Raw genomic sequence first — 24,132 nt, 5'->3', positions numbered from 1 at the left:
TGACGTGGCGACCGAATGTGAGGTTGATCTGGCGCGGTAGCGGCCAGGTCGTGGACCGGGCTTGGACTTGGATTCCAAATGTCGATGCCAAACTAGCGCCGCGGCGCCTGTCAGCCACAGCATGCCTTGCCGCCGTCCTCCTGGATCGGCGGACATGGCACGTCGCCGTAGGAACAGTAGACGCAGCAGTCGCCTGCCTTGGGCTTGAGGACGGCGCCGCAGCCCTGGCAGTCGTAGAAATATTGGCAGGCATCGGTCGGCATGGTCTCTGTCGCCTTATGGCCGCAGTGCGGACAGGTGAGCGTGGAGCGCGCCAGGATCTGCACGGCGTCCATCACCGGGCGCTCCTGATCAGCGTCAGAGCCCAGGGCTCGATGATTGGCTGCCAGATCAAGGCGAGGAGCACCAGCACGGTGGCCGCGCCGAGCAGGCCGATCCCGAGCCGCGACGGCGCAGCGCAGGCGCTGTCGACCCGGCACCGCCGAGCCCGCCGCCAGGTAAGGGTCCAGCCCACGCCGATCACCGCCAACGCGGCGAAGGTGATCCAACTGCGCTGCTCCGCGATCAGGCTCATGCCCCCCAGGCCTAGCCCCGCCAGCGCGAGCGACATCGGCAGGACGCAACATGCAGCCCAGGCGAAGACTGCGCCGGCCCCGGCGGCGACCGCCGTCCAGCTCAGAGCCGTCTCGGCGGGCGTCCGACCCTGTCCATCTCGTCGGGCTTGAATCCCGCTGCTCGCCGTCATGGGATCGTCTCCTGGTCCAACAGGAACCATCATGCCATCTGTAGTGACTACAGACTCAAGCCCTAATCGAAAGCTGCGCTCCATGGCTGAACAGGCGATTCAGATCGGCGAACTCTCACGCCGCACGGGCTGCAACATCGAGACGATCCGCTACTACGAGCGGATCGGCCTGATGCCGCCCCCACCGCGACGCGGCCGCTACCGCAGCTATGACGGTGAACACGTTGGCCGGCTGGGCTTCGTCCGGCGAGCCCGTGAGCTAGGCTTTACGCTGGATGAGGTTCGCGCCCTGCTGGGCTTGGCCGGTGGTGGGCAAGCCTCCTGCGCCGAGGTGAGAACCCTCGCCGCATCGCACCTGACGGATGTCCGAGCGCGGATCGCCGACCTTAGGCGTATGGAGCGGGTTCTGGCTGACTCCGTGCGGGCCTGCGACGCTGGGCAGGACCCCGGCTGTCCGCTGATCCAATCCCTCTATGCGGAACATGGGCCGTCGCGGGACTGCCTTGACACTAAAATCCCCATGTGAGGCTGCAAGGAGCCGCGCATGCGCGGCGGGACGCGCCGTCGAGCGGCCCGCGGCGGCCAAAGCCGCGCGAAACGGCGCGCCCGTAGGAGCAGCGTAGCTGCGGGACCGAGCGCGACCGCCGGCCGCTCTCCGAACTTCTCTGGGGCGTTGCGGGACTCCCCCGCTCGAAGGGGCAGGCCGAGACATCTTTGGCTCGGGCGCAGGGGAAGGCCTTCCCCTAACCAATAGAGCATCACGATGCTCTGAATGCTTATGAGAAGGTGGTGCGGGCGGTCGGGCTCGAACCGACACTCCTTGCGGAACTGGATTTTGAATCCAGCGCGTCTACCAGTTTCACCACGCCCGCGGGTGAGGGCGACCCATTTATCAAGCCTCCCCCCCGAACGCCAGAGGGCGAAGCGCCCATGACAGGGGAAAGCCAGAACGGCGACATCCCAGGAAGGGACCTGGCGGTTTCCGAGGCCGCTGCCGCACGTTCTGGGCGGTCGCACAGAGTGTCGCCGACGGGTCCGTTGATCAGGCGAGACAAGCGCCGGTCGATCGTGCGCGACGACGCCTATGTGGCGAGCGTCGCCTGGTGCGTCAACGTCCAGGCACGGGACGTTCGCCACAGCTTAGATAGCTTCGCTGGTCGGCTCGGCTCGTCGAGACCCGTCCCAGCAACGATCGGAGAAATGAACCGGAATATCGCCTAGGCGACGCCAAGCACCGAGGTTCATGGCAGCGAGACATAGTCCGATGCCATTTTGGGATTAAATGCGATGTGGCTGTTTTGGTGAGCGTTTTAAGAGCCGCACGAACCGAATTCGGTTAGCGCTTTTATGCCGAATTCGGTGGGCAATTCGATTTGCGATTAAATGGCGATCCCTTACGCAACAACGGTTCGGCGTAATTTCGTTCGCGAATTCGGCTTAGCGCTTTAAAGGCGCTACGCCCAAAACGGCAGGTAGCGCGCATAGCGACGAGACTCGCCGGCGGTTTCGTCAGCCCGCAGCTGTTCTTCGGCGTGAGCGACGTGACCGGCGTCATTCAGATCGCCGGCGACGCGAGCGTCCAGCCGGGCGACCGCGCCGAGATCGCCTTCGAGCTGATGAAGCCCGTGGGCATCGAAGCCGGCGTCCGCTTCGCCATCCGCGAAGGGGGCCGGACGGTCGGCGCGGGCCTCGTCACCGAGGTCGGCTGAAACCGTAGGCTGGTGCTGTCCCGATCACCGCCCCGTCGGGGATCGGGAAAGTCATCGCGCAAGAGCTGGGATGCGCGATAGGATCGCGGCCAGAAGGTCTGCGCCTACACGGCTTCGAGGCCGCCCACTTCCAACGTCAGTTCAGCAAATCGCAGCAGTTCGCGATAGGATCCGCCGTAGATTTGGGCCCTGCCCGAGTCATCGACGATCAGGCCGGCTTGCGCCGCCGTCGCTAACTCATGAACGCGGGCCGCGATCCCGGTGGGCATGTAAAAGGCCACAAGCGGATAGGCTTCGTTGTGCTGGCCGCCCAGGACCCCGCCATTGCAGCTTGCAACTGGGGTGGCCCCAAGCGCCGACAGGGCGATCGTGGCCGAAGCCACGCCCGGGTCGAGACCCCAAAGCGCGTCGGCCCCAAACTCCGCATCCAGCTCCTCGATGACCGCTTCTTCCTCCTCATCGAGATCCGGAGCGCGCTCCAGACGGTCTAGAATCCGGCGTTCGATCTCAAGCGTCTCGGAGAGGTTGGCCCAGCTCATGCCGCCCAGGTCTACGAAGGCCTGGTTGCCGTCGAGGTAGCGATCCTCATGCGCGGCCTCGATCTCCGCGGCGTCAGGCGGCGCGGCAAGGTCATCGAGGCTCAGTTCACGCTTGATCGTAATGCTGATTGCGCGGCTCGCCATTGGCTCCCAGTTTGAAGATTAGGCCCCAAGAACAAAATGGAAACTCTTCTCGACGGGGCGCCGTTGTGGCGCCACCCTGGCGCCATGCTTCCCGATTCGAAACCCACCAATGTCCGCTCACTCGATCGCATCAATCTGCGGCTCAGCGCTGATACCTTCGAGGCGATCGACGCCGCCCGCGCTGCGCGGCCTGGCGCGATCTCGCGCAACACCTGGATAACCGAAGCCATCGAAGAAAAGCTGGCGAGGATGCCGGCGGAAGACAACGCCGCGGAGGGCCTTAGGTCACATGCCTAAGTTCTACGAGTTCTTCGCCGGCGGCGGCATGGCGCGCGCGGGGCTTGGCCAAGGTTGGACCTGCCTGTTCGCCAACGACTTCGACCACAAGAAAGGCCTGACCTACCAAGCCAATTGGGACTGTACAGGCGAGCTTAAGATCGGCGACGTCCGGGAGGTCGCTCTGGACGATCTCCCCGGCGTTGCCGACCTCGCCTGGGGATCCTTCCCTTGCCAGGACCTGTCCCTGGCAGGCGGCGGCGCCGGCCTCAAGGGAGAGCGCTCGGGAACCTTCTACCCGTTCTGGGACGTGATGAAGTCGCTGATGGCGGATGGCCGCGCGCCGAAGATCATCGCGCTCGAGAATGTCTGTGGCACGCTGACGTCGCATGGCGGCCGGGACTTTGAAGCGATCTGCAAGACATTCGCCGACGCCGGCTACCGTTATGGCGCCCTGGTCATCAACGCCGCGCTCTTCGTTCCACAGTCGCGCCCGCGGCTCTTCATCATCGGCGTGCATGAGGACGTGGTCGTAGACGACGCGCTGCTGTCGCCGGGGCCGATCGCGCCCTTCCATACACCAGGCCTCTGCCGGGCGATCGAGGGGGTCAGCAAGACGGCGCGACGCAGGATGGTGTGGTGGAACATCCCCTCACCTCCCCGGCGCAATTCCACCTTCGCCGACGTCATCGAGGAGGCGCCGACCAGCGTCGAGTGGCACTCGCCGGCCGAAACTCGGCAGGTGCTGGGCATGATGTCGCCGATCAACCTGGCGAAGGTCGAAGCCGCCAAGCGCGCCGGCCGCCGGATGGTGGGCGGCATCTATCGCCGGACGCGCCAGGATGAGGCGGGTGCCAAGGTGCAGCGCACCGAGGTCCGGTTCGATGACGTCGCCGGCTGCCTCCGTACGCCGGCCGGCGGCTCCAGCCGTCAGGTCATCATCGTCGTCGACGGCCCCAAGGTTCGGACCCGCCTGATCTCCGCACGTGAAACCGCCCGGCTGATGGGGTTGCCCGACGAGTACAAACTGCCGCGCAACTACAACGAGGCCTATCATCTGACAGGCGACGGCGTGGCGGTCGATGTTGTGCGGCACCTGGCCGAGCACATTTTTGAGCCCTTGCTCGGGCTCGGCGAGACGGCGCGGCGGGCAGCGTGAACGTCATCCCCTGCGAGCAGGACCCTCAGCTCCGAGCCGAGATCGAACGGTTCGCCGAGGTCCTCAAGACACAGGCTCACCTGCTGGGCGACCATGGCCTGGGGGAGAAGGACTTCTATCGCTCGCCCATTTTTCGCGGCGCCATCGAGAAGGTGCGCGGCGAATTCTCGGCGACCATGAGGGGGAAGCGGGAGTTTGTTCAGCACGTCCTCAACCACATGGAGGACGGCGGCCATATCCAGGGCTGGGATCGGACCAAGGCTGGCGCCCGCAACGACTACTATGTGCGACTGAAGAGCGGACGCACCGCGGTGATCGACCTCAAGGGCTGCCTGGACGGCGCCAACACGACCATTTTCGAGCGACCGCCCGAAGCCGACGAGTTCATCACTTGGAGCCTCTGCACCAATGTCGGCGCAGATCCGCGGCGGAACGCCTGGTCGGGCCTGCACACGCGTCTGGGCGCCGAGATGATCGCCCGCAACCAGCGCGTCGATGGTCTCGTCATCTGGGACATGATTTGCGGTACGATCGGCCGCCCCTGTCCGAAGCTCAAAAGCCTTCCGGAAGCCACACGACTGACGCGCCTTGGCCCCTTCGAGACCCCGCCGCCCTGTCTCTACGTTCTCCCCGCTGACATCCCGACGCACGAGAAGCCCCTCGCGACGGCCCAATCGCTCGACGGCGTCGAACTGCTCGCGGCGTTTCATGCCGCGTTCGGCGGCCTCGACGAGGAGGTCCATTACGTCGACTTCGAGCTATCCGGCTCTGACGAAGAGCGCTTCCGCCGCACGACCATCCGTCGCGCAGGCGTCGTGCAGCACGCGTCCGACATGACCGCGATGCGCCGTGTCTGACCCCCGCGAGCTCTTTCCCCGGGATCCGGATGCGACCAATGTCCCGCCGTTCGAAACCGACGACCTTCGCACCCAGCTAGCCCGCTTTCTCGACTCGCCCTTCGCCGATCCGAGCGGAGGTTCCATGAAGGTTGGCGACTACCAGTGGGGCGTTTACGCCTTCTTTGACTACGATGGGGAGCCGATCTACGTCGGCCAGACCCGGGAGCGGGTTCGTGTGCGCATCCGCCGGCACCTGACCAATCAGCGCACCGACGCGGTGGCGATGTCGGTCTTGGATCCCTTCGAGGTCCTTGACATAGAGGTCTGGCCGCTCCCCGAGCTCGAGGGCGTGAACAAGAAGGACGCCGCGGCCAAGGCCAAGCTGAACGCCCTCGAGCGGCTCATCACCGAGGAGGCCGTCGAACGCTCACGCTTCAAGGCGATCTTGAACGAGAAGGACCCGCCTGTCGGCGCGGTGACGGTGACCGCGCCGCCCTCGTTTCGCGCCCGCGTGGTGTCCGATCGGGTCTTCGAGCTTCGGCGGCACCCCGACTTTCGGCTGGCGCGCCGGGCCCTGATCATTTCGCGCCTCGCCCAGGTGATCTCGGAGCGAGAGGTCCAAGGGGGATTGCGGCGTGTGCTGCTGACCCAGGCCAAACGCATGCAGTGGCTCTCGGAGCGGCGATACCAGGCGCTCGGCGGCGCCGCCTCCGTCGCAACCGAGGGCGACGAGGACGCGGAGAGCTGATGGCCGCCGCTCCCCAGCAGGTCCCTTCCGACGCGGAGGTTGAGCAAGCTGTCCGTAATTTTCGCGCCGCCATCGACGCCGCAGGGCCAAAGCCCTGGGCGGAGAAATTCATCCCCTTTCCGCGCGGGGCCTGTGGGCACGCCACTGAACTCCTGGGACGCTATCTAATCGACCATCTTAGCATCAGGCCTGACTACGTGAGCCAGGACGCTAACGAGGACATCGGAGGATGGCAGGCCTCCCACGCTTGGCTGGAGTGGAACGGGCTGACCATCGACATCACCGGTGACCAGTTCGGCTGGGCGCCGGTGATCGTCACCCGCCACCCCGTGAATCATGGGCGGGGCGTCCAAAGAGCCAGGCATCCGGTCTGCCTCAGGCATCAGCAGGATTGGTGGGCGCGCGAGTGCGGCCCGCTCTGGCTCGCCATCGCGCCGCACCTAACGCCAATTCTGCCGGCGCGGCCTCGACAGCATTCGCGATGAGCATCTGGCACGGTCCGCTCCTACGATCTGACGGCGACCTTCGGCCTTAGGGTTGGGCTGCCGACGGCGGAGCGCTACGGGCCCGGACCTCAACGACGAGGACCAGGGGCGACCTTCGCGCAGCAGGCCGCCCGTGAGCGCCAAGGGAATCGCGGTAATCTTGAGGGCTTTGGGGCCTGACCAAAGGGGCGGCTGGGTATGGATGCTGCCACTCGCGCGCGCGCAAACCTGATCGGAAAGATGGACGCTGACCTGGCAGCGATGCTGCCTCAGGTTCTCGAAGAGACAGAGATCGCGTCCCAGGCTTCCCTGAACGCGACAATCGGTGGCAAGGCGGCTCAGTTCATTGATCTCCACCACGAGGTGATCCTTTCGCCCGAGCAGTACGTCATGCTTTATATGCGTGGCTTCAAGCGGGCGATGTCGCCAGTCGATGCGCCTCGCCCGGATGCGAACCGCCGCAACTTCGAGAAGTTTCGGGCCTCGAAGGCGGCTCAAGCCTACTTCCTGTTGTTCCTGAAGCGCTCCTATCTGAAGCATTTCGCTGAGTTGAGCCGGAAGCGGCCGCCCCTTGAGGAATCGGAGGTCTGGATCGGTCAGAACCGCGCCCACTACGGGCTGTTGGTCACGCCGATTTGGCGTGAAGACCGGTTGGAGTGGTGCAACGACCGAAGCGAGATCCGCCACTTCCCGAAACTCTACTGGACGATCGGCCACGTCCTGCGGACCGGCCTGGTCGTGCCTGGCGACCCGGATAGGATCACGTTTCGGCAAGTCGACGACTACCTCACGTTCTTCAAGAACGTCCTTGTGCGCGCCTCGTTCTCGCCGCACGAGCGTGGGATTGCCGAGCGCTATGTCGCATACGTTCGCGCGGCGGCCGTGCCCGAGAGCGTCCCGCTTTTGATCCCGGAGTTCCGATATGGCGGCACTGCAGCTGCGCACCGCTACCGCCTGGACTTCTGCATCGTAGACCCGTTCACGATGCGCAAGGTCGGGTTTGAGCTCTCTCCATGGTCGACGCATGGACGCCTCACCGGCATCGCCGCCCTGACACAGGCAGAAGTGAACGATATCGCGCGAGGCAATTTTGAACGCGAGATGGCGAAACATAAGGCCTTCTTCCGAGAGCACGGCGTCTACGCCCTGATCTACACCGATGCCGACCTCCTGGATCTCGACAGGGTCTTCGACGGCATGAAGCAGTATCTCGCTCCCGTCGACGCGATCGCGCCGCTTGATCATCACCTGCTGGATGGCTTTTTTGCCTAGCCCACCAGCTTGGTCAGCACCCGCGGGCGTTCTGGGCGTCTCTGACGAAACACGTCAGACATCGTCAGCGTCGCGTTCGCATCCTGGCGCTTAGGCGTTCGCCAGCGCCCTGGCCGCGGAAGGTCCCTTCCGCGGTTTGGGTTTCTTCCGCACATTGATCGCCGCTGCATCAAGGGTGTTCTTGATGTGGGTTGCGTAGAACTTCTCGATCATCTCCACGCTCGTCCGGCAGTTCTTGGCGATCTGGTAGATGTCGGCGCCCTCCATCAGCCGCAGGCAGATGTAGGTGTGGCGCAGACTGTAGGCCGTGCGCGGATTGCCGTCGCGATCGGTCTTCAGGGCGAGCTCGTGAAGGACGGCGTTCAGTAGCTCGCGCTGCACCTTCCCGAACACTAGGTCGGTCGGCTTGCCGTCTTTGCGCTTCTTCACCCGCTGGAACGGCAGCACCGCGCCCGGCATGCTCTTGCAGAAACCGACGCCGCGCTTGCCGCGCACCTCGATCTCGAGGATGCGCTCGCCGGTGTTGTCATCCACCACGACCTGGACGTCGCGAAACTCCAGGCGGCAGGCCTCATCGGGCCGCAGCCCGGTGTTGACCATGAAAAGCACGTAGTCGTGGAATTGCTCGCACTCGCCGCGCCAGCGCTCGTTCTTCGGGTTCCTGGCGCGTTCGCGCGTCGCCTCGTAGAGACGTTTGTACTCCTCGGGCGAAAACCAGGCGCGGTGCGAGACCTTGCCTGAGGCCTTGTAGGGCGCCGACATGTCCGGCAGGGCCGAGATCCAGCCCTTTCGATTGGCGCTCTTCAGCACCTGGCGAAGCGTCACCAGTTCCTTGTGCAGGGTGCTGCGCGCCGGCCTCTTGAAGACGCGCTTACGGCCCTTGGGCGCGCGAGCGCGCCCCTCAGGGCCGGCTGGCGGCTTGAGGCGATGGACCCTGTATTCCTGGATGCGGCCGGCGGTCACCTCGTCCAGGCCGCAATCGCCGAAGAACGGAAGCAGGTAGAGGTCCAGGTGCCTGGACTTCGAGGCAACGTGCTCGGCGTTCCGCTCGCCGAGCGTCATGATCTCGTATTCCGAAACGAAGGCGCTGGCCGCCTCTCGGAAGGTCCGAACACCAGCGCGCCGACGCACATGGGCGGTCCGGCGATCGGGTTCGGCAAGCGCAGGCGCCGCGTCAGCAGCCTCCACGACCTGCCCGCCGCGCCGTCGGACGCGATCCTCAGCGAACCGATCGAGCGACCAGTCCCGTGCGAACTCCAGCGCGAGCACAATGTTGTCTTGCCGGGTCGTGACGCGATGATTGCGGCCGCCCAGGAACACCGAGCACTGCCAGTAGCGGGTGTTGGGCCGCCGATAGACGTGCACGCGCCCGTCCATGATCGTGTGGCTCTCGGCCGCGGCCGATGGGGTCCGCGTCGTCATCGACCTGCCCTCCGACGAACGAACAGGTCTACCGCGGCTCGATCGAGAGGCCGGGCGCGTAAGCCTACGGCTCGGCGCCCGGCCGAACGGCCATGTGCAACAAACTGTGCAAGCGCTCGCTCAAGCCAGCCTGTTTCCTGCCAAGCACTTATGCGTCGAAAAGTCCGATACGAGAGACGCAGCGGCGGATTATCGGACTTCTGCGCCCGCTTATCGGACCTTGAGCCGATCAGGCCGCGAAAAGCGGCAACATGTGCAAGACATGTGAAATGCCAAATTCCGCATAAATGTTTGATTTTAAAGCATTTTCCTGAAGACATCGCCTTTTGAGTCCGGCGCGTCTACCAGTTTCACCACGCCCGCATGCGTGAGGGCGATCCGTTTATCAAGCGCCGGCCGCGAAGGCTAGCCGCGCGACGCCGGCGCAACGCATACGCCGATCCTGCCCACAGCAGTCGGTTAAGCTCTCGACGCGGCCACGCCAAAATGATAATCATTCTCAAGAGTGCGCGTAGGGATTTCTGGATGAACACTATCTCGACCCGGCCGGGGGCCGCTGGAGCCGCCACGGAGGGCGTCGTCGTGCGCCTGAGCGAGGCGTCAGTGGGGGATGCGGGCGTGATCCTGGAAGTCCGCGCCGAGCACAGCTCGACCGCGCACGGCGTCGGCGTCGAGGAACTGCAGCGGCGTCTGCTCGAGTTCGGCTTTGTCGAAGGCGCGAACATCGAAGTCATCCACGAAGGCGCCATCGGCCGCGATCCGATCGCCGTGCGTCTCGACGACATGCGCGTGGCGCTGCGCCGCCGCGACGCCGAGGACGTCTATGTGCTGCTGGGCAAGCCCGCGCCATGAGCGAGACCCTGTCCCCCGCCCGCATCGCCCTGGTCGGCAATCCGAACTCCGGCAAGACCGCCCTCTTCAACGCCCTGACCGGCGCCCGCCAGAAGGTCGCCAACTACGCGGGCGTCACGGTCGAACGTAAGCAGGGCGTGGTCACCTCGCCCGCCGGCCGCCAGCTGATGGTGCTGGACCTGCCCGGCACCTACTCGCTGCGCGCGCGCAGCCCGGATGAAGCGGTGACCCGCGACGCGGTGCTCGGCCGCCTGGCAGGCGAAGTGCCGCCCGAGATCGTCGTCTGCGTCGCCGACGCCACCAACCTGCGTCTGGTGCTGCGCCTGGCGATGGAGCTGAAGCAGGTCGGGCGTCCGATGGTGCTGGCGCTCAACATGTACGACATCGCCCAGCGCCAGGGCCTGCGCATCGACCTCGAAGGGCTGTCGCGCGAGATCGGCGCCCCGATCGTCACCACCGTCGCCACCCGCAAGCGCGGCATCGAGGACTTGCTGAACGAAGTCGACGCCCTGGTTGCGGCCGGCCATCTGGGCGGCGAGAACGTCTGGCGCGAGCCCAACGCCGCCGAGATCCGCAAGGCCCACGCCGAAGCCCAGCGCATCGTGCGGACCTATGTCCGCCCGCCCGAGCATCCCGACACCTGGACCGGCCGCATCGACTCCGTGCTGCTGCACCCGGTCGCCGGCCTGGCGATCCTGTTCGGCCTGCTGTTCCTGATGTTCCAGGCCGTGTTCACCTGGGCCGGTCCGGCCATGGACGGCATCGAGGCGCTGTTCGGATGGCTGGGCGCGGCGGTCGCACAATACATTCCCAACGAATTGCTCCAAAGCCTGGTGGCCGACGGGCTGATCGCCGGCGTCGGCAGCGTGCTGGTCTTCCTGCCGCAGATCCTGATCCTGTTCTTCTTCATCATCCTGCTGGAAGACCTGGGCTACATGGCCCGGGCCGCGTTCCTGATGGACAAGATCATGGGCGGGGCGGGCCTGCACGGCCGCGCCTTCATCCCGCTGCTGTCCTCGTTCGCCTGCGCGATCCCGGGGATCATGTCGACGCGGGTGATCGACTCCAAGCCGGACCGGATCACCACCATCCTGGTGGCCCCGCTGATGACGTGCTCGGCGCGCATCCCGGTCTATACCTTGATCATTGGCGCGTTCATCCCGAACACTCAGGTCTGGGGCCTTTTCAGCCTGCAGGGGCTGGTGATGTTCGGCCTCTACGCCACCGGCATCGTCAGCGCTCTGCTGGTGTCCTTCGTGACCCGCCGGTTCTTCTGGCGCAGCACGGTCGAGCCGTTCCTGATGGAGCTGCCGACCTACAAGCTGCCGGAGCCGAAGAGCGTGCTGCGCAACCTGCTGGTCCGCGCGCAGATCTTCATCAACCGCGCAGGTCGCATCATCCTGCCGATGATGATCCTGATCTGGGTGCTGTCGACCTTCCCCTATCCGCCGGAAGGGGCGACGGAGCCGGCTATCGATTACAGCTTCGCCGGCATCATCGGGAACTTCATCCAGCCGCTGCTGGCCCCGATCGGGTTCAACTGGCAGATGTCGATCGCCCTGATCCCCGGCATGGCCGCGCGCGAGGTGGCGGTCGCCACGCTCGGCACCGTCTACGCCGTCGGCGACGCCGAGAACAATATCGGCGCCCTGGCCACCACGCTGTCGCACCACTGGTCGCTGGCCACCGGCCTGTCGTTCCTGGCCTGGTACGTCTTTGCGCCGCAATGCGCCCCGACGCTGGGCGTGGTGAAGCGCGAGACCAACAGCTGGGTCTGGCCGACCGTGATGTTCGTCTACATGGTGACGCTGGCCTACACCGCCTCGTTCATCGTCTACCGCACGGCCGTGGCGCTCGGGGGCGGCTGACGCCGCCGCAACCTGAAGGCGATATTAATCACGCCCATTAACCCTCCGATAAACCGGCGGTTCTAGCGTTCCATCATTGGGTGGGGACTAGAATGGACCAAACTCTCAAGCAACCGCGGCGCAAGGCCGCCAAACGCCCGACGAGCGAACATCTCGTCGAGCGCATCCGCGAGACCCTTCTGTACTTCGGTGGCGAAGCCCACCGTCGCGACGTGATCGCCAACGTCGCGCGCGAGGTTGGGGTCGATGTGAAGAACATCCCGGAAGACTTCGAAAGCGCCGTGATCGTCTCCTTCGAGGAGATCTGGCGCGACGAGGCGCGCCGCGCGCTCTACGGCTTCCACCTTCGCTTCGGCGAGGGGTCGCACCGCTGGGGCCTGAAGGCCGCCACCGCGCACTAGGTCAACGAACGCCCAACCCGGGATCGGCCAGCGGCGGCGCGCCGCCTGCCAGGGTTCCGGCCGCGTGCTGCAGGCGCGCCAGCAGGCGCTTGAGCTGGGCGACCTCGGCCGGCGCGAGCCCGCAGATCAACGCCGCCTCATAGGCCAGCGCCAGCGGCGCGATCTCAGCGTGCAGCCGCCGCCCCCCGTCGGTCAGCGTCAGGACGTGCGAGCGGCCGTCGGACTCGTTTTCCGAACGCGCGATCAGCCGCCGGCCGGCAAGGCCGCGCGCCGCGCGGCTGACCGTCACCTTGTCCATGACCGTGCGGGCGACGATCTCGCGCTGGGTCAGGCCGCCGTCCTCGGCCAGCACGCACATCAGCCGCCATTGCGGCACGCTGAGCGCGAAGCGGTCCTCGTAGGCCCGGGCGATCAGGCCGCTGACCGCGTTCGAGGCCACCGATAGGCGGTAGGGCAGATAGGAGTCGAGCTGCAGGGACGTCGCCGCCTGGTCGTCCTCGACGATATGGGATGGTCCGATCATGACGCCGCCACGCGCTGTTCGATCGCTCCGAAGATGGAATGCCGACGCGCGTCGCGCATCTCAATGCGCACCTCGTCGCCAGCCTTCAGGAACGGCGTCTTGGGCTCGCCTTGGGCGAGGGTTTCGACGGTGCGCAACTCGGCGAGGCAGGAGTAGCCGACTCCGCCTTCGGCGATCGTTTTTCCTGGACCGCCGTCCGGCCCGCGATTCGACACGGTGCCCGATCCGATGATCGTGCCCGCTCCCAGGGCGCGGGTCCTGGCCGCGTGGGCGATCAGCGTCCCGAAATCGAAAGTCATGTCGACGCCGGCGTCCGCGGCGCCCAGCGGCGCGCCGTTCAGCTCGACCTCCAGCGCGCCATGCAGCTTGCCGTCCTTCCAGGCCTCGCCCAACGCGTCGGGCGTCACCGCCACCGGCGAGAAGGCCGAGGCCGGCTTGGACTGGAAGAACCCGAAGCCCTTGCCGATCTCGCCCGGGATCAGATTACGCAGCGAGACGTCGTTGCAGAGCATCACCAGCCGGATCGCCGCGAGCGCCTGCTCGCGGCTGGCGCCTAGCGGCACGTCGCCGGTCACGACCGCGATCTCCCCCTCCATGTCGCAACCCCAGGCCTCGTCCGCCAGTGGGATCGGGTCGCGCGGGCCCAGGAACCCGTCGGAGCCGCCCTGGTACATCAGGGGGTCGGTCCAGAAGCTGTCGGGCATGTCGGCGGCGCGGGCTTTTCGCACCAGCGCAACGTGGTTCACGTAGGCCGAGCCGTCGGCCCACTGATACGCCCGCGGCAGGGGACTGGCGGCCTCGTGCTCGTGGAACCTTTCACGCGGGATCGAGCCGTGCTCCAGGCTCTCGGCCAGGCCGCGCAGCAGCGGCTCGGCGGTCTCCCAGTCATCGAGGGCGGCCTGCAAGGTCGGGGCGATGGCGCTCGCATCGGCGCACCAGGCGAGATCCTGCGAGACGACGACCAGACGGCCGTCACGTCCCCCCTTCAGAGAGGCGAGCTTCATTCATTCCTCCCGGCCCACCGTACGTGTCACGCGCACGCCGCTTTCGTAGGCTTCGGGGAAGTAGACCACGACCTCGACGCAGATGTCTCCGCCCGGCTCGCCGACCCACAAATAATTGCGCTCGAAGCACACATCCCGACCGGCCGGAGTGTAACCCTCGTAGGTGTCGCCCCAGGGCGTGCAGGCGGCCATGTCGCGCCGGCCCAGCGAGCAGGCGCGCTCCATTTCCTCTTCGGCGGCTTCGGTCAGGTCGAGTTGCGGATCGATATGGGCCATGCCCCTAACTTAGGGCTCGTCCTTGTAGATGCCCACCGTCAGCGCGCGGCCTTCGGCGGCGCTGGCCCGATACATGCCCGAGGTGTTGTAGCTCCAGGCGATCTGGCCGTCGGGCGCCACGGCGATGACGCCGCCGTCGCCGCCGAGGGCGGTGAGCTGCTTCTGGATCACCTCGTCGGCGGCGGCCTGCAGGCTCATGCCCTTCAGCTCGACCAGGGCGCAGACGTCGCGGGCCACGGTGAGGCGGATGAAGTACTCGCCGGTCCCCGTCGCCGAGACCGCGCACGACTGGTTCGAGGCGTAGGTGCCCGCGCCGATGATCGGCGCATCGCCCACCCGGCCCAAGCGCTTGCCCGTCGTGCCGCCGGTGGAGGTGCCGGCCGCGACGTTGCCATGGCTGTCCAATGCGACGACGCCCACCGTGCCCTTCTTGCCCTCGTCGTGGGCCAGGCCCTGGGCCGGATCGGGCGCGCCGCCGACCGGCTTGCGCGGGATCGGCAGACTATTGGCCTTCAGGAAGCTCTCCAGGCTCTTCCACCGGCGCTCGGTGAAGAAGTAGCTCGGGTCGACCTGCTCCAGGCCCTGGGCCTTGGAGAAGGCGTCGGCGCCGGACCCGATCATCATCACGTGCGGCGACTTATCCATCACCGCGCGAGCCAGCGAAATCGGATGGCGGGTGCGGGTGACGCCGGCGACGGCGCCGGCCCGCAGGGTCTGGCCGTCCATCATCGCAGCGTCCAGTTCGTTGCGGCCCTCGGCGGTGAACACCGCCCCGCGGCCGGCGTTGAACAGCGGGTCGTCCTCCAGCAGGTGGATGGTCGCCTCGATGGCGTCCATGGCGCTGCCGCCGTCCTTCAGCACCTTGGCGCCGACCTGCGTCACCTTGGTCATGGCCGCTCGGTAGGCCTTCTCCTGCTCGGGCGTCAGCTGGCTGCGCTCGATCACCCCGGCCCCGCCATGCACGACGATCGCCCACTTGGGCGCAGGTTGCGGGGCGGCGTGGGCCTGGCTGGTCATCAGGGCTGTGATTGCTGCGGCGATAGCGAGGACGCGCATGGTCCCTCCTTGGCGGGCGTGGAAAGACATATTGCGGCGGAGGCCATGTCAGGAGGAGGAATTGCCCGAGCGTGCGGGCCGAGACAAGCGCCCATCGGCCTGCTAGCTAGACGGCGAACGTCGGGCCGGATCAGCATGTTTCGCAAATTGTACGACTGGGTCATGGGCTTGGCCGGTTCCCGCCACGCCCCTGCGAGCCTGGCGGTCGTCTCCTTCGCCGAAAGCTCGTTCTTCCCGATCCCGCCGGACGTGATGTTGGCGCCGATGGTGCTGGCGCGGCCCGATCGGGCCTTCGTCTATGCCGGAATCTGCACCGCCGCCTCGGTGGTGGGCGGGCTGCTCGGCTACGCCATCGGCTTCTATCTAGAGCCGGTCGGCATGTGGCTGCTGAGCCTGATGGGCCACCCGGACGGCAAGGCGGCATTCGAGAAGTGGTTCGCTGACTGGGGCCTGTGGGTGATCCTGATCAAGGGCGCGACCCCGATCCCCTACAAGCTGGTGACCATCACCGCCGGCCTGGCGCAGTTCTCGCTGGTCACCTTCATCTGGGCGTCGATCCTGACCCGCGGCCTGCGGTTCTTCGCGGTCGCCGCGATCCTGAAGTACTTCGGCCCGGCCATGCTCGCCGAGTTCGAAAAGCGCATCGCCCTCTACGGCACGCTCGGCCTGATCGCGCTGGTCGGCTTGATCGTCGTGCTCAAGGTGCTCATCTGATCGCTTGGGGCGGTGAAGCTTTTGAGGTCTTATCCCGCCGATGAGCGCGTTGCTTAAACCCTTCCTCGAACGCTGGCGGCTGACCGCGCTGGTCGCCTCGCTGGCGATGCTGGCGACCGCCCACGCGTTCGAGACCTTCGGCGGCCTGGCGCCTTGCGCCCTCTGCCTGCGGGCGCGGGAGGTCTATTGGGTCGCGGCTGGATTGGCCCTGGCCGGCATGCTGGTCACCCGGATGCGGGCCGGCGCCCGTTGGCGCTGGGTGTTCGACGCCGCCCTGGCGGCGGTGTTCGCCTTCGGCGTCGGCCTGGCGGTCTACCATTCGGGCGTCGAGTGGAAGTGGTGGCCCGGCCCGACCGCCTGTTCGGGCGGCGGCGGAAGCGTCAGCGCCGGCCAGATGGCCGACCTGCTGGGCGGCGCCAAGATCGCGCCGCCGGCCTGCGACAAGGCCGCCTGGGTGTTTCTGGGCCTGTCGATGGCCGGCTGGAACGCCCTGGCCTCGCTGGGCCTGACCGTGCTCAGCTTGCTGGCCGTGCGTCACGAAAGAAGGAAGCTGTCATGAGCGACAAGCCGATCCCCCCGCGTCCCGGCGCCGGCGCAATGAGCGGCCGGCTGGCCGAGATCCTGCGCGTTGACCACGCCGGCGAACTGGGCGCCGTGCACATCTATCGCGGCCAGCTGGCCGTGCTGCGCGCCGGCAAGGGCCGCGAGCGGATCTCCGGCCAGCTCGCCGAGATGGAAAAGGACGAGATCGACCACCTCCAGCGCTTCGACAAGCTGCTGAACGAGCACAAGGTGCGGCCGACGGCCATGGCGCCGCTCTGGCGGGTGGCCGGCTTCGCGCTGGGCGCCGGCACCGCGCTGCTCGGCGAGAAGGCCGCCCACGCCTGCACCGAGGCGGTCGAGGACGTGATCGAGCGCCACTACGCCTCGCAGATCGCCGAGCTAGAGAATCGCGAACCCGAACTCGCCGCCGAACTGGCCAAGTTCCGCGACGAGGAGATCGCGCACCGCGACCACGCCCTGGAAGAAGGCGCCCGCGAGGCGCCCGGCTATCCGCTACTGGCGGCCGTGATCCGCGCCGGCTGCCGCACGGCCATCAAGATCAGCGAGAAGCTATGACCGAAGCGGAGATCCTGGAACTGCGCAGGGGGGCCGAGGCCCCGGTCGCCGCCGTCATGGGCGACATCGGCGCCGTCGCCCAGGATCTTTCCGCCGCCTTCTCCACCGATCCGGTCTTCAATTGGTTTCTGCGCGCCGACGCCAGGCACGACTCCGCACGTCTGAAGCTCTTCCAAGTGCTGATCGCCATGGGCTTGACCGACGGCGAAGTGTTCCGCCCGGCCTCCGGCGGCGCGGCCTCGATCTGGCTGCCGTCCGAGAGCCTCGGTCCGACGCCGTTCCTGCAGGAGCTGCGCGCCCTGCCCCGGATCATCGGTGCGACCGGCATCGCCCGTCTCTCGCGGATGTCGGCCATGCGGCGGATGATGGACGCCCACCACCCGAAGACCCCGCCCCACGCCTATCTCTGGTTCCTCGGCGTTCGGCCGGAGGCCCAGGGCCTGGGGGTCGGCTCGCGGATGCTGGCGGCGGGCCTCGCCCGCGTCGACGCCAAGGGCCTGCCGGCCTATCTCGAAAGCTCCAGCCCGGCCAACGTCCCGCTCTACCGCCGTCACGGATTCGAAGTGGTCGAGGTGCTGAAGGCCCGGCCAGACGCGCCCGAAATGTGGGCGATGTGGCGCGAGGCCCGCCCCGCCGAGTGAGCCTGCTGCTCGCCTATCTGGGCCTGGCCAACCTCGCCGCGTTCGCGGCGATGGGCTGGGACAAGTCCTGCGCCGAGCGTGGCGAGCGCCGAATCGCCGAACGAACCTTGCTCGCTTTCGCGGCCGCCGGCGGCGGTCCGGGCGCGGTGCTGGCCCAGCAGGTGTTCCGCCACAAGACCCGCAAACAGCCCTTCGCCAGCGTCCTATACGCGATCCTCATAGCCCAGCTCGCCCTGACCGTGTTCCTGCTGCGCCAGGCTCCCCCGGTTTCGTAATCCGTTCATCGACCTGTCACCGCGCCGTCGTCCGGCCTCCCTACTGCTCCGCCCGTTTTTCAGTTTTGGGGGGTGCAGATGCCTTTCGTTCCGCGTGTTTCCGGTTGCCTTGCCTTGCTTCTCGCCGGCACGGCGCTCTCGACGCCGGCCTTCGCCAACGACGACGCGGCCGCGGTGGAGGAGATCGTCGTCACCGGCCAGCGTGAGGCCCAGCGCGCCGCCATCGAGGTGAAGCGCGAGTCCTTCGTGGTCGCCGACGTCGTCTCGGCCGACGACATCGGCAAGCTGCCCGACCACAACACCGCCGCCGCCCTGCGCCGCATTCCCGGCATCTCGGTGATGGAAGACCAGGGCGAGCCCCGCTTCCCCGTCATCCGCGGCCTGCGCTCGACCTACAACCGCACGACCATCGACGGTGCCCTGGTCGCCTCGGTCGACGAAAGCGGCCGCACCGTGCCGATGGACATCGTCCCCTCGGTGATGGCCGGGCGGCTGGAAGTCATCAAGACGGTGACGCCGGAGAACGACGGCAACGCCATCGGCGGGGTCATCAACGTCACCACCCGCAGCGCCTTCGACATCGGCCGCCCGTTCTTCAACGGCATGGCCTCGTACGGCATGTACGAGCGCAGCGGCGACGTGCGCAACGACAAGCCGTCCTACCGCCTGGCCTTCGCCACCGGCACGACCTTCGGCGACCAGGACCAGTGGGGCGTGGTGGTCGGCGCCTCGCACGAGCAACTCGACTACGACATCCCGCAGGTCGAATCCCAGGACCCGTCGGTGCGCGAGTACACCGCCGCCGGGGCCCCGGTCGCCTCGGGCGCGCCGACCGGCAACGGCATCCAGGTGCCGACCTATCAGCGGCTGTTCTGGTACAACAACACCAAGCAGCGCAGCGGCGTGAACGCCAAGATCGAGTACCGCCCGACGGATGATTTCCGCTGGGAAGCTGCAGGCCTGTTCTCGCGCATGGAGGACGACGAGGAGCGTATCGAGTACCGCCTCGAGCCGCTCGGCAACGTCGCAAACCAGACCCCGACCAGCGGCTACTTCGCCCGCGGCCGCGGCGTGATCCAGCTGAACCAGCCGATCACCAAGCGCGAGATCGGCCTGCTGCGCAGCGGCTTCGAGTGGACCTTCGCGCCGCAGTGGACCGCCAGCGGCGACCTCGTCTACTCGCAGGCCGGACTGGAAGTCCCCAACCATTCGGTCGAGTTCCGCACCGTCGACGCCCAGGGCGCCAACTACGCGTTCAACTACGACACCACCAATCCGCTGTTCCCGGTATTTACGCCGGTCAACGACGGGGCCGCCCGCAACCCGGCCAACTTCGTGCTGCAGCAGCACCGCGACTCGCTCACCAAGACTGACGAGACCACCGCCCAGGCGCGCTTCGACCTGGCGTTCGACGACGGTAACGCCGACGGCAACTTGAAGGCCAAGTTCGGCGGCCTGCTGCGCTCGACCGAGCGCGAGTTCAACTCCAGCCAGACCAACTATCGGGCCGGATCGGGCTTCGTTTACACCTTGGCCGAGGTCGACAAGCCGGGTCCGAGCGAGCTGATCGCCGGCCGCTACCTGCTCTCCCCGCGCATCGACGCGGGCGCGGCGATGGACTTCTTCAACGCCAACCGCAGCCGCTTCACCACGACGACCAATGCTCCGACCGGCGACTACAAGGTGCAGGAGGATATCTACGCCGCCTACGCCCAGGCCAGCTATGCGTGGGGCGACTTCACCGTCCTCGGCGGCGTCCGCTTCGAGCAGACCGAGGTCGAGTCCGACGCCGTGCGCAGCACCCGCGGCGTGCTGACCCCGGTCAGCAACTCGGGATCCTACGGCAACTGGATGCCCAGCCTGCACGTGGAGTGGAAGCCGCGCGAGGACCTGATCGTCCGCGCCGCCTGGACCAACACCATCGGCCGTCCCGACTACGGCTCGCTGGCCGCGACCGAGGGCATTAACTTCGACGGCAGCCAGCCGACCCTGTCGCGCGGCAATCCCGGCCTGAAGGCCCGCGAGAGCCGCGGCCTGGACCTGTCGGTCGAGTACTATCCGACCGACGGCATGATCTCGCTGGCGGTGTTCTCCAAGGACATCGAGAATGAGATCTTCACCTTGTCCTCGACCGAGACCCTGGACGTCGGTCGCGGCCCGGAGACCGTGCTGGTGTCGACCCCGCGCAACGCCGAGAGCGCCAAGATCCGCGGCGTCGAGTTCGCCGTCCAGCAGGCCTTCACCTTCCTGCCCGCGCCGTTCGACGGCTTCGGCTTCAACGGCAATATCACCTGGCTGGACACCGAGTTCACCTTCCTGACCTCGACCGGCCCCCGGGTCACCGGCCTTTTCCAGCAGCCGGAAATCACCACCAACGAGTCGATCTACTATCAGCGAGGTCCGTTCGAGGCCCGGGTGTCCCACAACTACATCGGCGGCCAGCTGGAGACGATCAACGACGCCAACCCCAACTCCGACCAGTACTGGAAGGGTCGCCACGTCTTCGACGCCAGCCTGTCCTATCGCTTCACCGACCGCTTCACGGTGTTCGTGGAAGGCCAGAACCTGTCGAACACCGGCCGCCAGGAAGTGACCGGCCCCGGCCGCCGCTACCTGCAGGAGTGGGCCAACTACGGCCGCACCTACTGGGTCGGCGCGGCGGTGAACTTCTAGGAGCCCGCGGGATGATCCGTTCGCTGATCCTGGCCGGGACGCTCGCCGTCTCGGCCCCCGCCATCGCCGAGGAAGCCGCCGCGCCCGCGCCGTCGCGTACGGCCGAGGTGCTGCGCCGCTATCCGGCCCCCGAAGCCCGGCAAGGCGTGGCGGTCGACGCCGCCCACGTCTACGCCGTCGCCAACTCGACCATCGCCAAGTACGACAAGAAGACCGGCGCCAAGGTCGCCGAGTGGAAGGGCGACCCGATCCGCTATCCGCACATCAACTCGTGCGCGGTGATCGCCAAGGAACTGGTCTGCGCCAGCTCCAACTTCCCGGCCGTGCCGCACTGGAGCGCCGTGGAGTTCTTCGATCCGGCGACCATGAAGCACCTGCGCACCGTCGCCCTCGGCCCCGGCCGCGGATCGATCACCTGGGTCGACCGCAAGGACGGCGCCTGGTGGGCGGCCTTCGCCAACTATGACGGCAAGGGCGGCGAGGCCCCGCGCGACCACCGCCACTCGGTGCTGGTCCGCTTCGACGACGAGTGGCGCCAGACCCAGAGCTGGAGCTTCCCGCAGTCGGTGCTCGACCGCTTCAAGCCGATGAGCTCGTCGGGCGGCGGCTGGGGGCCGGACGGCAAGCTCTACATCACCGGGCACGACCATCCGGAACTCTACGTCCTGGCCCTCCCGAAGGAAGGCGGCGCGGTGCTGGACCACCTCGACACCATCGGCGTCGCCACCGAGGGCCAGGCCATCGACTGGGACGAAAGCGAGCGCGGCGTGCTCTACGGCATCAGCCGCACCGGCCGCGAAATAGTCGCCCAGCGGGTCCTGCCCGCCAAGTAGACCTCAGGGCTGCGCTGCCGGGACTTCGCCCGGCGGCGCGCCCGTCTGCGGGTCGGCCCCTTCCTTGGGGCTGGTCAGGAACACCACCACGAACACCGCGAACGCCAGGGCCAGGATCCAGAGGATCGCCCGATGACCGTCCAGCCGCGAGCGCGGCCGTACGTTAGTCCGGCTCCCGTCCTGCGTATGTCTGGCCTGCGCCATGATGGTCGCTGCCTCCGCACGGGCAACCGCCCGCCACGCGGCGAAGTTCCCACCTCAGAACGGCTTGCCGATGAAGAAGTAGACCGCTGTCCGCCCGTCGTCCGCCGCCCCAGCGGTGATGAACACCGGGCCGATCAGGGTGTCGGCCGCCAGGAACACGTTCGCGCCCACCCGCACGTCGTTCGCCTCGGCGTCTCCATGCCGCGCCCAAACGTTGCCGACCGCCAGGGTCGCCCCGACATAGAGCGGCACGCTCATCAGGCTCTTGGAGCTGTCGGTCAGCTTGTAGCGGTACATGCCGCGCGCCACGGCGAAGGTCTCGCCCGTCAATTCCTCGACCGAATAGCCTGGGAAGCTGAACGGCCCGCCCAGGGTGAACAGCGAGGCCAGCGGCAGGTCGCCCTGAATCGTATCGCCGCCGGAGATGTTGAAGTTGAGCGCCTGGCGCCCCTTGCTGAAGGCGTAGATGCTGTCCAACCGCAGGGTCTGGAAGCCGGTCTCGCTTCCCAGCGCCTCCAGCCCGACGTTCCACTGCAGCCGTCCGCTCATACCGCGGCTGGGGAAATACGGATTGTCCAGCGTGTCGGCCCCGGCGGAGAAGGCCAATTGCCCCCATTTGAGATCGAAATCGCGCGGCGCGAGGTCGCCCTCCTGCAGCGAGGCCGATCCGCTCCCGAGGTCGACGCCAGCGCGCAGTTCGGCGATCGTCCCGAACTGGCGGCCCAGCGCCAGCGAAAGCAGGCCGTAGGAGGCATCGTACTCGCCCAGCCGGAACCCGGTGTCGTTGTAGACCTTGATCGGGCGCTTCTGCACCGATCCCATCACGTCGACGAACCAGCGCTGGTAGCTGTCGAGCACCTTGAAGTACTCGGCCGAGAATAATGTCCGCTCGCCTAGCGCGCCGACGAAGCGCGCCTCCGAGCCATAGCTGTCGAGCTGCACCAGCCGCAGTTCGGCGGAAAAGTCGAACTCCGTGCCGCTCTCGCTGGAGGCGGCGATGGTCACGCCGGGACGCAGGCGATTGGCGTCGCCGGGCCGCTGGACGGCGTTGACCACCAGGCCTGTCCGCCCGTCGGCGCCCTCCTCGATCCGGTAGTCGACGCGCGAGAACATGCCCATCGCGTAGATGTCGCGCATGGCCGTCCCGACCTCGTCAGGTTCCATCGGCTTGCCCACGAACGGCTCGATCCGCCGCAGCAGGATCTTGTCCGAAAGCCGGGAGTCGTTTTCGACCTTCACGTAGTCGATTGTCGGCGGCGGCTTGTCGACGCTGACCGCCGGCTGCGACGGGCCAAGCGCGGCGATTCGCTGCAGGCCGGCGAGCTGCTTTTCGGACGCCGCCTTGCCGATCGCGATGAACTCCGCACCGCGCTTGAAGTCTGTTGAAGACAGCTCCCCGGTGTTGACGCTGATCAGCACGTCGCCGGGCTTCAGCGTCGCCAGTTGCTGTCGTTCGTTAGCCAGTATCAGGAGGGTGACGGTCTGGCCGAGAATGCCGCCGAGGCTGCGCAGTTGGTCGGCCGCCAGCAACGGCGTCTGGGTGGCTACGACGATGACGACGTCGGCGCCCATATCCCGCGCCACGTCGATCGGCACGTTGTCCGACATGCCTCCGTCGACCAGCAGCTTGCCGTCCAGGCTGTAGGGCGCGAACACGCCCGGCACCGACATCGAGGCGCGCATGGCGCCGGCCAGTTCACCGCGGTCGAGCACCACCTTCTTGCCGGTCTCGATATCAGTGGCGACCGCTCGGAACGGGATCGGCAGGTCGTCGAAGGTCGGGACCGCGGCTCGCACTCGCACCAGCCGGCGCAGTTCGAGCAGCAGGTTGGCGTCCGAGATCAACGCGTCGGGCCTGCGCAGCCGCGTGCCGGCGAGTCCCACGCTGGCCTTGACCGGGAACGCCGCCTGCAGCTGCTTTTCACGATAGGTCAGCCCCTCGCGCGGCGGCGAGGTGTCGAAGATCAGGTCCCAGTCCATGGTCTCGATGGCGTGCTCGAGCTCGTTTCCGCTCATGCCCGAAGCATAGAGGCCGCCGACGATCGACCCCATCGAGGTTCCGACCACCAGGTCCGGACGGATGCCGAGCTTCTCCAGCGTCTGGATGGCGCCGACATGGGCCATGCCCATCGCACCGCCGCCCGACAGCACCAGGCCGATTTTTGGCCGCGCCGGCGCAGGCCGTTCCTGGCCGAAGGCTGGAGCGATCCAGACCCCGAGCCACATCACGCCGAGCATGCAGCCCAGGATCAGGAGGCGTTTGACGAGCGCAAGTGCATCCACGAGGGACATCCGGGCTCACCCTGTCGGCACAGCGATGGCGCCCATCGCGAAGTGACGGCGCCCGCTAAGGCC

At 67.0% G+C, this 24,132-nt stretch carries 27 protein-coding genes, 1 tRNA gene and 1 pseudogene; 18 read left to right on the top strand and 11 right to left on the bottom strand.

The genetic code is table 11. From position 1 onward, the window contains the following. Window positions 1-110: 110 nt before the first annotated feature. Window positions 111-335 (bottom strand): GDCCVxC domain-containing (seleno)protein, encoded by a 225-nt coding sequence (locus GGQ61_RS10710; RefSeq protein WP_183772282.1) that lies wholly within the window; start codon window positions 333-335, stop codon window positions 111-113. After that, window positions 335-745 (bottom strand): MFS transporter permease, encoded by a 411-nt coding sequence (locus tag GGQ61_RS10705; protein ID WP_183772280.1) that lies wholly within the window; start codon window positions 743-745, stop codon window positions 335-337. The genes GGQ61_RS10710 and GGQ61_RS10705 overlap by 1 nt, the downstream gene beginning before the upstream one ends. Before the next feature lie 82 nt (window positions 746-827). Between GGQ61_RS10705 and GGQ61_RS10700 the strand changes: the two genes are divergently transcribed. After that, window positions 828-1,271 carry a MerR family transcriptional regulator gene (locus GGQ61_RS10700; protein WP_183772278.1) on the top strand — a complete coding sequence of 148 codons (444 nt, stop codon included), beginning with the start codon at window positions 828-830 and terminating at the stop codon, window positions 1,269-1,271. Between the two features lie 261 nt (window positions 1,272-1,532). Here the strand turns inward: GGQ61_RS10700 and GGQ61_RS10695 are convergent. After that, window positions 1,533-1,617 (bottom strand) — tRNA-Leu (locus tag GGQ61_RS10695). Window positions 1,618-2,175: 558 nt separating this feature from the next. Here GGQ61_RS10695 and GGQ61_RS10690 point away from each other — a divergent pair. Then, window positions 2,176-2,454 carry an EF-Tu C-terminal domain-related protein gene (locus GGQ61_RS10690; protein WP_183772504.1) on the top strand — a complete coding sequence of 93 codons (279 nt, stop codon included), beginning with the start codon at window positions 2,176-2,178 and terminating at the stop codon, window positions 2,452-2,454. Between the two features lie 104 nt (window positions 2,455-2,558). Here the strand turns inward: GGQ61_RS10690 and GGQ61_RS10685 are convergent, their stop codons facing one another. Continuing rightward, window positions 2,559-3,137, bottom strand: coding sequence for a hypothetical protein (locus GGQ61_RS10685; RefSeq protein WP_183772276.1), 579 nt, complete (start codon window positions 3,135-3,137; stop codon window positions 2,559-2,561). Between the two features lie 36 nt (window positions 3,138-3,173). Here GGQ61_RS10685 and GGQ61_RS10680 point away from each other — a divergent pair, with 36 nt between their 5' ends. The 6 genes from GGQ61_RS10680 to GGQ61_RS10655 all read left to right on the top strand — a co-directional run bounded on the left by GGQ61_RS10680 (window position 3,174) and on the right by GGQ61_RS10655 (window position 7,916). Then, window positions 3,174-3,434, top strand: a complete 261-nt coding sequence (locus GGQ61_RS10680; protein ID WP_246370606.1) for a hypothetical protein — start codon at window positions 3,174-3,176, stop codon at window positions 3,432-3,434. A 28-nt stretch (window positions 3,435-3,462) separates the two neighbouring features. Continuing rightward, on the top strand, window positions 3,463-4,572 hold the full coding sequence (locus GGQ61_RS10675) for a DNA cytosine methyltransferase (RefSeq protein ID WP_246370605.1): 1,110 nt from the start codon (window positions 3,463-3,465) through the stop codon (window positions 4,570-4,572). Further along, window positions 4,569-5,429, top strand: a complete 861-nt coding sequence (locus tag GGQ61_RS10670; protein WP_183772272.1) for a hypothetical protein — start codon at window positions 4,569-4,571, stop codon at window positions 5,427-5,429. Before GGQ61_RS10675 ends, GGQ61_RS10670 begins: the two co-directional genes overlap by 4 nt. Window positions 5,430-5,553: 124 nt before the next feature. Next, window positions 5,554-6,159 (top strand): GIY-YIG nuclease family protein, encoded by a 606-nt coding sequence (locus GGQ61_RS10665; protein ID WP_246370604.1) that lies wholly within the window; start codon window positions 5,554-5,556, stop codon window positions 6,157-6,159. Beyond that, window positions 6,159-6,644 (top strand): hypothetical protein, encoded by a 486-nt coding sequence (locus GGQ61_RS10660; RefSeq protein ID WP_183772268.1) that lies wholly within the window; start codon window positions 6,159-6,161, stop codon window positions 6,642-6,644. Before GGQ61_RS10665 ends, GGQ61_RS10660 begins: the two co-directional genes overlap by 1 nt. Before the next feature lie 198 nt (window positions 6,645-6,842). Then, window positions 6,843-7,916: a topoisomerase II gene (locus GGQ61_RS10655; RefSeq protein ID WP_246370603.1), complete on the top strand. Its 1,074-nt coding sequence runs from the start codon at window positions 6,843-6,845 to the stop codon at window positions 7,914-7,916. A 90-nt stretch (window positions 7,917-8,006) separates the two neighbouring features. On the opposite strand, the gene GGQ61_RS10650 is transcribed toward GGQ61_RS10655, so the two are convergent. Further along, a complete protein-coding gene (locus GGQ61_RS10650; protein WP_221220936.1) occupies window positions 8,007-9,338 on the bottom strand; it encodes a tyrosine-type recombinase/integrase in 1,332 nt (443 codons plus the stop codon). Between the two features lie 525 nt (window positions 9,339-9,863). On the opposite strand from GGQ61_RS10650, the gene GGQ61_RS10645 reads away from it, so the two are divergent. From GGQ61_RS10645 to GGQ61_RS10635, 3 genes are all read left to right on the top strand, one after another. Further along, complete coding sequence (locus GGQ61_RS10645; protein WP_183772266.1) at window positions 9,864-10,190, top strand: FeoA family protein; 327 nt, start codon at window positions 9,864-9,866, stop codon at window positions 10,188-10,190. After that, on the top strand, window positions 10,187-12,058 hold the full coding sequence (gene feoB, locus GGQ61_RS10640) for a ferrous iron transporter B (RefSeq protein ID WP_183772264.1): 1,872 nt from the start codon (window positions 10,187-10,189) through the stop codon (window positions 12,056-12,058). Before GGQ61_RS10645 ends, feoB begins: the two co-directional genes overlap by 4 nt. A 92-nt stretch (window positions 12,059-12,150) precedes the next feature. Next, the gene (locus tag GGQ61_RS10635) at window positions 12,151-12,459 is read left to right on the top strand and encodes a hypothetical protein (protein ID WP_183772262.1); all 309 of its coding nucleotides are present in this window, start codon (window positions 12,151-12,153) and stop codon (window positions 12,457-12,459) included. 1 nt (window position 12,460) lies between these two features. Here the strand turns inward: GGQ61_RS10635 and GGQ61_RS10630 are convergent, their stop codons facing one another. Genes GGQ61_RS10630 through GGQ61_RS10615 form a run of 4 tightly spaced genes read right to left on the bottom strand, consistent with a single transcriptional unit; the run spans window position 12,461 to window position 15,318 of the window. Next, window positions 12,461-12,982: a MarR family winged helix-turn-helix transcriptional regulator gene (locus GGQ61_RS10630; RefSeq protein ID WP_183772260.1), complete on the bottom strand. Its 522-nt coding sequence runs from the start codon at window positions 12,980-12,982 to the stop codon at window positions 12,461-12,463. Beyond that, window positions 12,979-13,986: a fumarylacetoacetate hydrolase family protein gene (locus GGQ61_RS10625; RefSeq protein WP_183772258.1), complete on the bottom strand. Its 1,008-nt coding sequence runs from the start codon at window positions 13,984-13,986 to the stop codon at window positions 12,979-12,981. The genes GGQ61_RS10630 and GGQ61_RS10625 overlap by 4 nt, the downstream gene beginning before the upstream one ends. Beyond that, window positions 13,987-14,262 (bottom strand): hypothetical protein, encoded by a 276-nt coding sequence (locus GGQ61_RS10620; protein WP_183772256.1) that lies wholly within the window; start codon window positions 14,260-14,262, stop codon window positions 13,987-13,989. 9 nt (window positions 14,263-14,271) lie between these two features. Further along, the gene (locus GGQ61_RS10615) at window positions 14,272-15,318 is read right to left on the bottom strand and encodes an isoaspartyl peptidase/L-asparaginase family protein (RefSeq protein ID WP_183772254.1); all 1,047 of its coding nucleotides are present in this window, start codon (window positions 15,316-15,318) and stop codon (window positions 14,272-14,274) included. Window positions 15,319-15,453: 135 nt separating this feature from the next. On the opposite strand from GGQ61_RS10615, the gene GGQ61_RS10610 reads away from it, so the two are divergent. From GGQ61_RS10610 to GGQ61_RS10580, 7 genes and pseudogenes are all read left to right on the top strand, one after another. Then, window positions 15,454-16,032, top strand: coding sequence for a YqaA family protein (locus tag GGQ61_RS10610; protein WP_183772252.1), 579 nt, complete (start codon window positions 15,454-15,456; stop codon window positions 16,030-16,032). Window positions 16,033-16,072: 40 nt separating this feature from the next. After that, window positions 16,073-16,591: a disulfide bond formation protein B gene (locus GGQ61_RS10605; RefSeq protein ID WP_183772250.1), complete on the top strand. Its 519-nt coding sequence runs from the start codon at window positions 16,073-16,075 to the stop codon at window positions 16,589-16,591. Next, the gene (locus tag GGQ61_RS10600) at window positions 16,588-17,151 is read left to right on the top strand and encodes a demethoxyubiquinone hydroxylase family protein (RefSeq protein ID WP_183772248.1); all 564 of its coding nucleotides are present in this window, start codon (window positions 16,588-16,590) and stop codon (window positions 17,149-17,151) included. The genes GGQ61_RS10605 and GGQ61_RS10600 overlap by 4 nt, the downstream gene beginning before the upstream one ends. Then, entirely contained in the window at window positions 17,148-17,792 is a 645-nt protein-coding gene (locus GGQ61_RS10595) for a GNAT family N-acetyltransferase (protein WP_183772246.1), read from the top strand. The genes GGQ61_RS10600 and GGQ61_RS10595 overlap by 4 nt, the downstream gene beginning before the upstream one ends. Then, window positions 17,789-18,067 carry a DUF1294 domain-containing protein gene (locus tag GGQ61_RS10590; RefSeq protein ID WP_343056115.1) on the top strand — a complete coding sequence of 93 codons (279 nt, stop codon included), beginning with the start codon at window positions 17,789-17,791 and terminating at the stop codon, window positions 18,065-18,067. Before GGQ61_RS10595 ends, GGQ61_RS10590 begins: the two co-directional genes overlap by 4 nt. Window positions 18,068-18,184: 117 nt before the next feature. Beyond that, a pseudogene (locus tag GGQ61_RS10585) lies at window positions 18,185-20,740 on the top strand (TonB-dependent receptor); the annotation flags it as partial. Window positions 20,741-20,751: 11 nt separating this feature from the next. Continuing rightward, window positions 20,752-21,573, top strand: coding sequence for a hypothetical protein (locus tag GGQ61_RS10580; RefSeq protein ID WP_246370602.1), 822 nt, complete (start codon window positions 20,752-20,754; stop codon window positions 21,571-21,573). Between the two features lie 3 nt (window positions 21,574-21,576). Here GGQ61_RS10580 and GGQ61_RS10575 read toward each other — a convergent pair whose 3' ends face one another. After that, the gene (locus GGQ61_RS10575; RefSeq protein WP_183772242.1) at window positions 21,577-21,777 is read right to left on the bottom strand and encodes a hypothetical protein; all 201 of its coding nucleotides are present in this window, start codon (window positions 21,775-21,777) and stop codon (window positions 21,577-21,579) included. Window positions 21,778-21,831: 54 nt separating this feature from the next. After that, window positions 21,832-24,069: a patatin-like phospholipase family protein gene (locus GGQ61_RS10570; RefSeq protein WP_183772240.1), complete on the bottom strand. Its 2,238-nt coding sequence runs from the start codon at window positions 24,067-24,069 to the stop codon at window positions 21,832-21,834. Window positions 24,070-24,132 lie beyond the last annotated feature (63 nt).

Source organism: Phenylobacterium haematophilum (assembly GCF_014196295.1).
In the GTDB taxonomy this organism is placed as follows: Bacteria; Pseudomonadota; Alphaproteobacteria; order Caulobacterales; family Caulobacteraceae; genus Phenylobacterium; species Phenylobacterium haematophilum.
The sequence above is the reverse complement of the archived record's forward strand: the minus strand, read 5'-3'. Positions and strand labels throughout refer to the sequence as shown.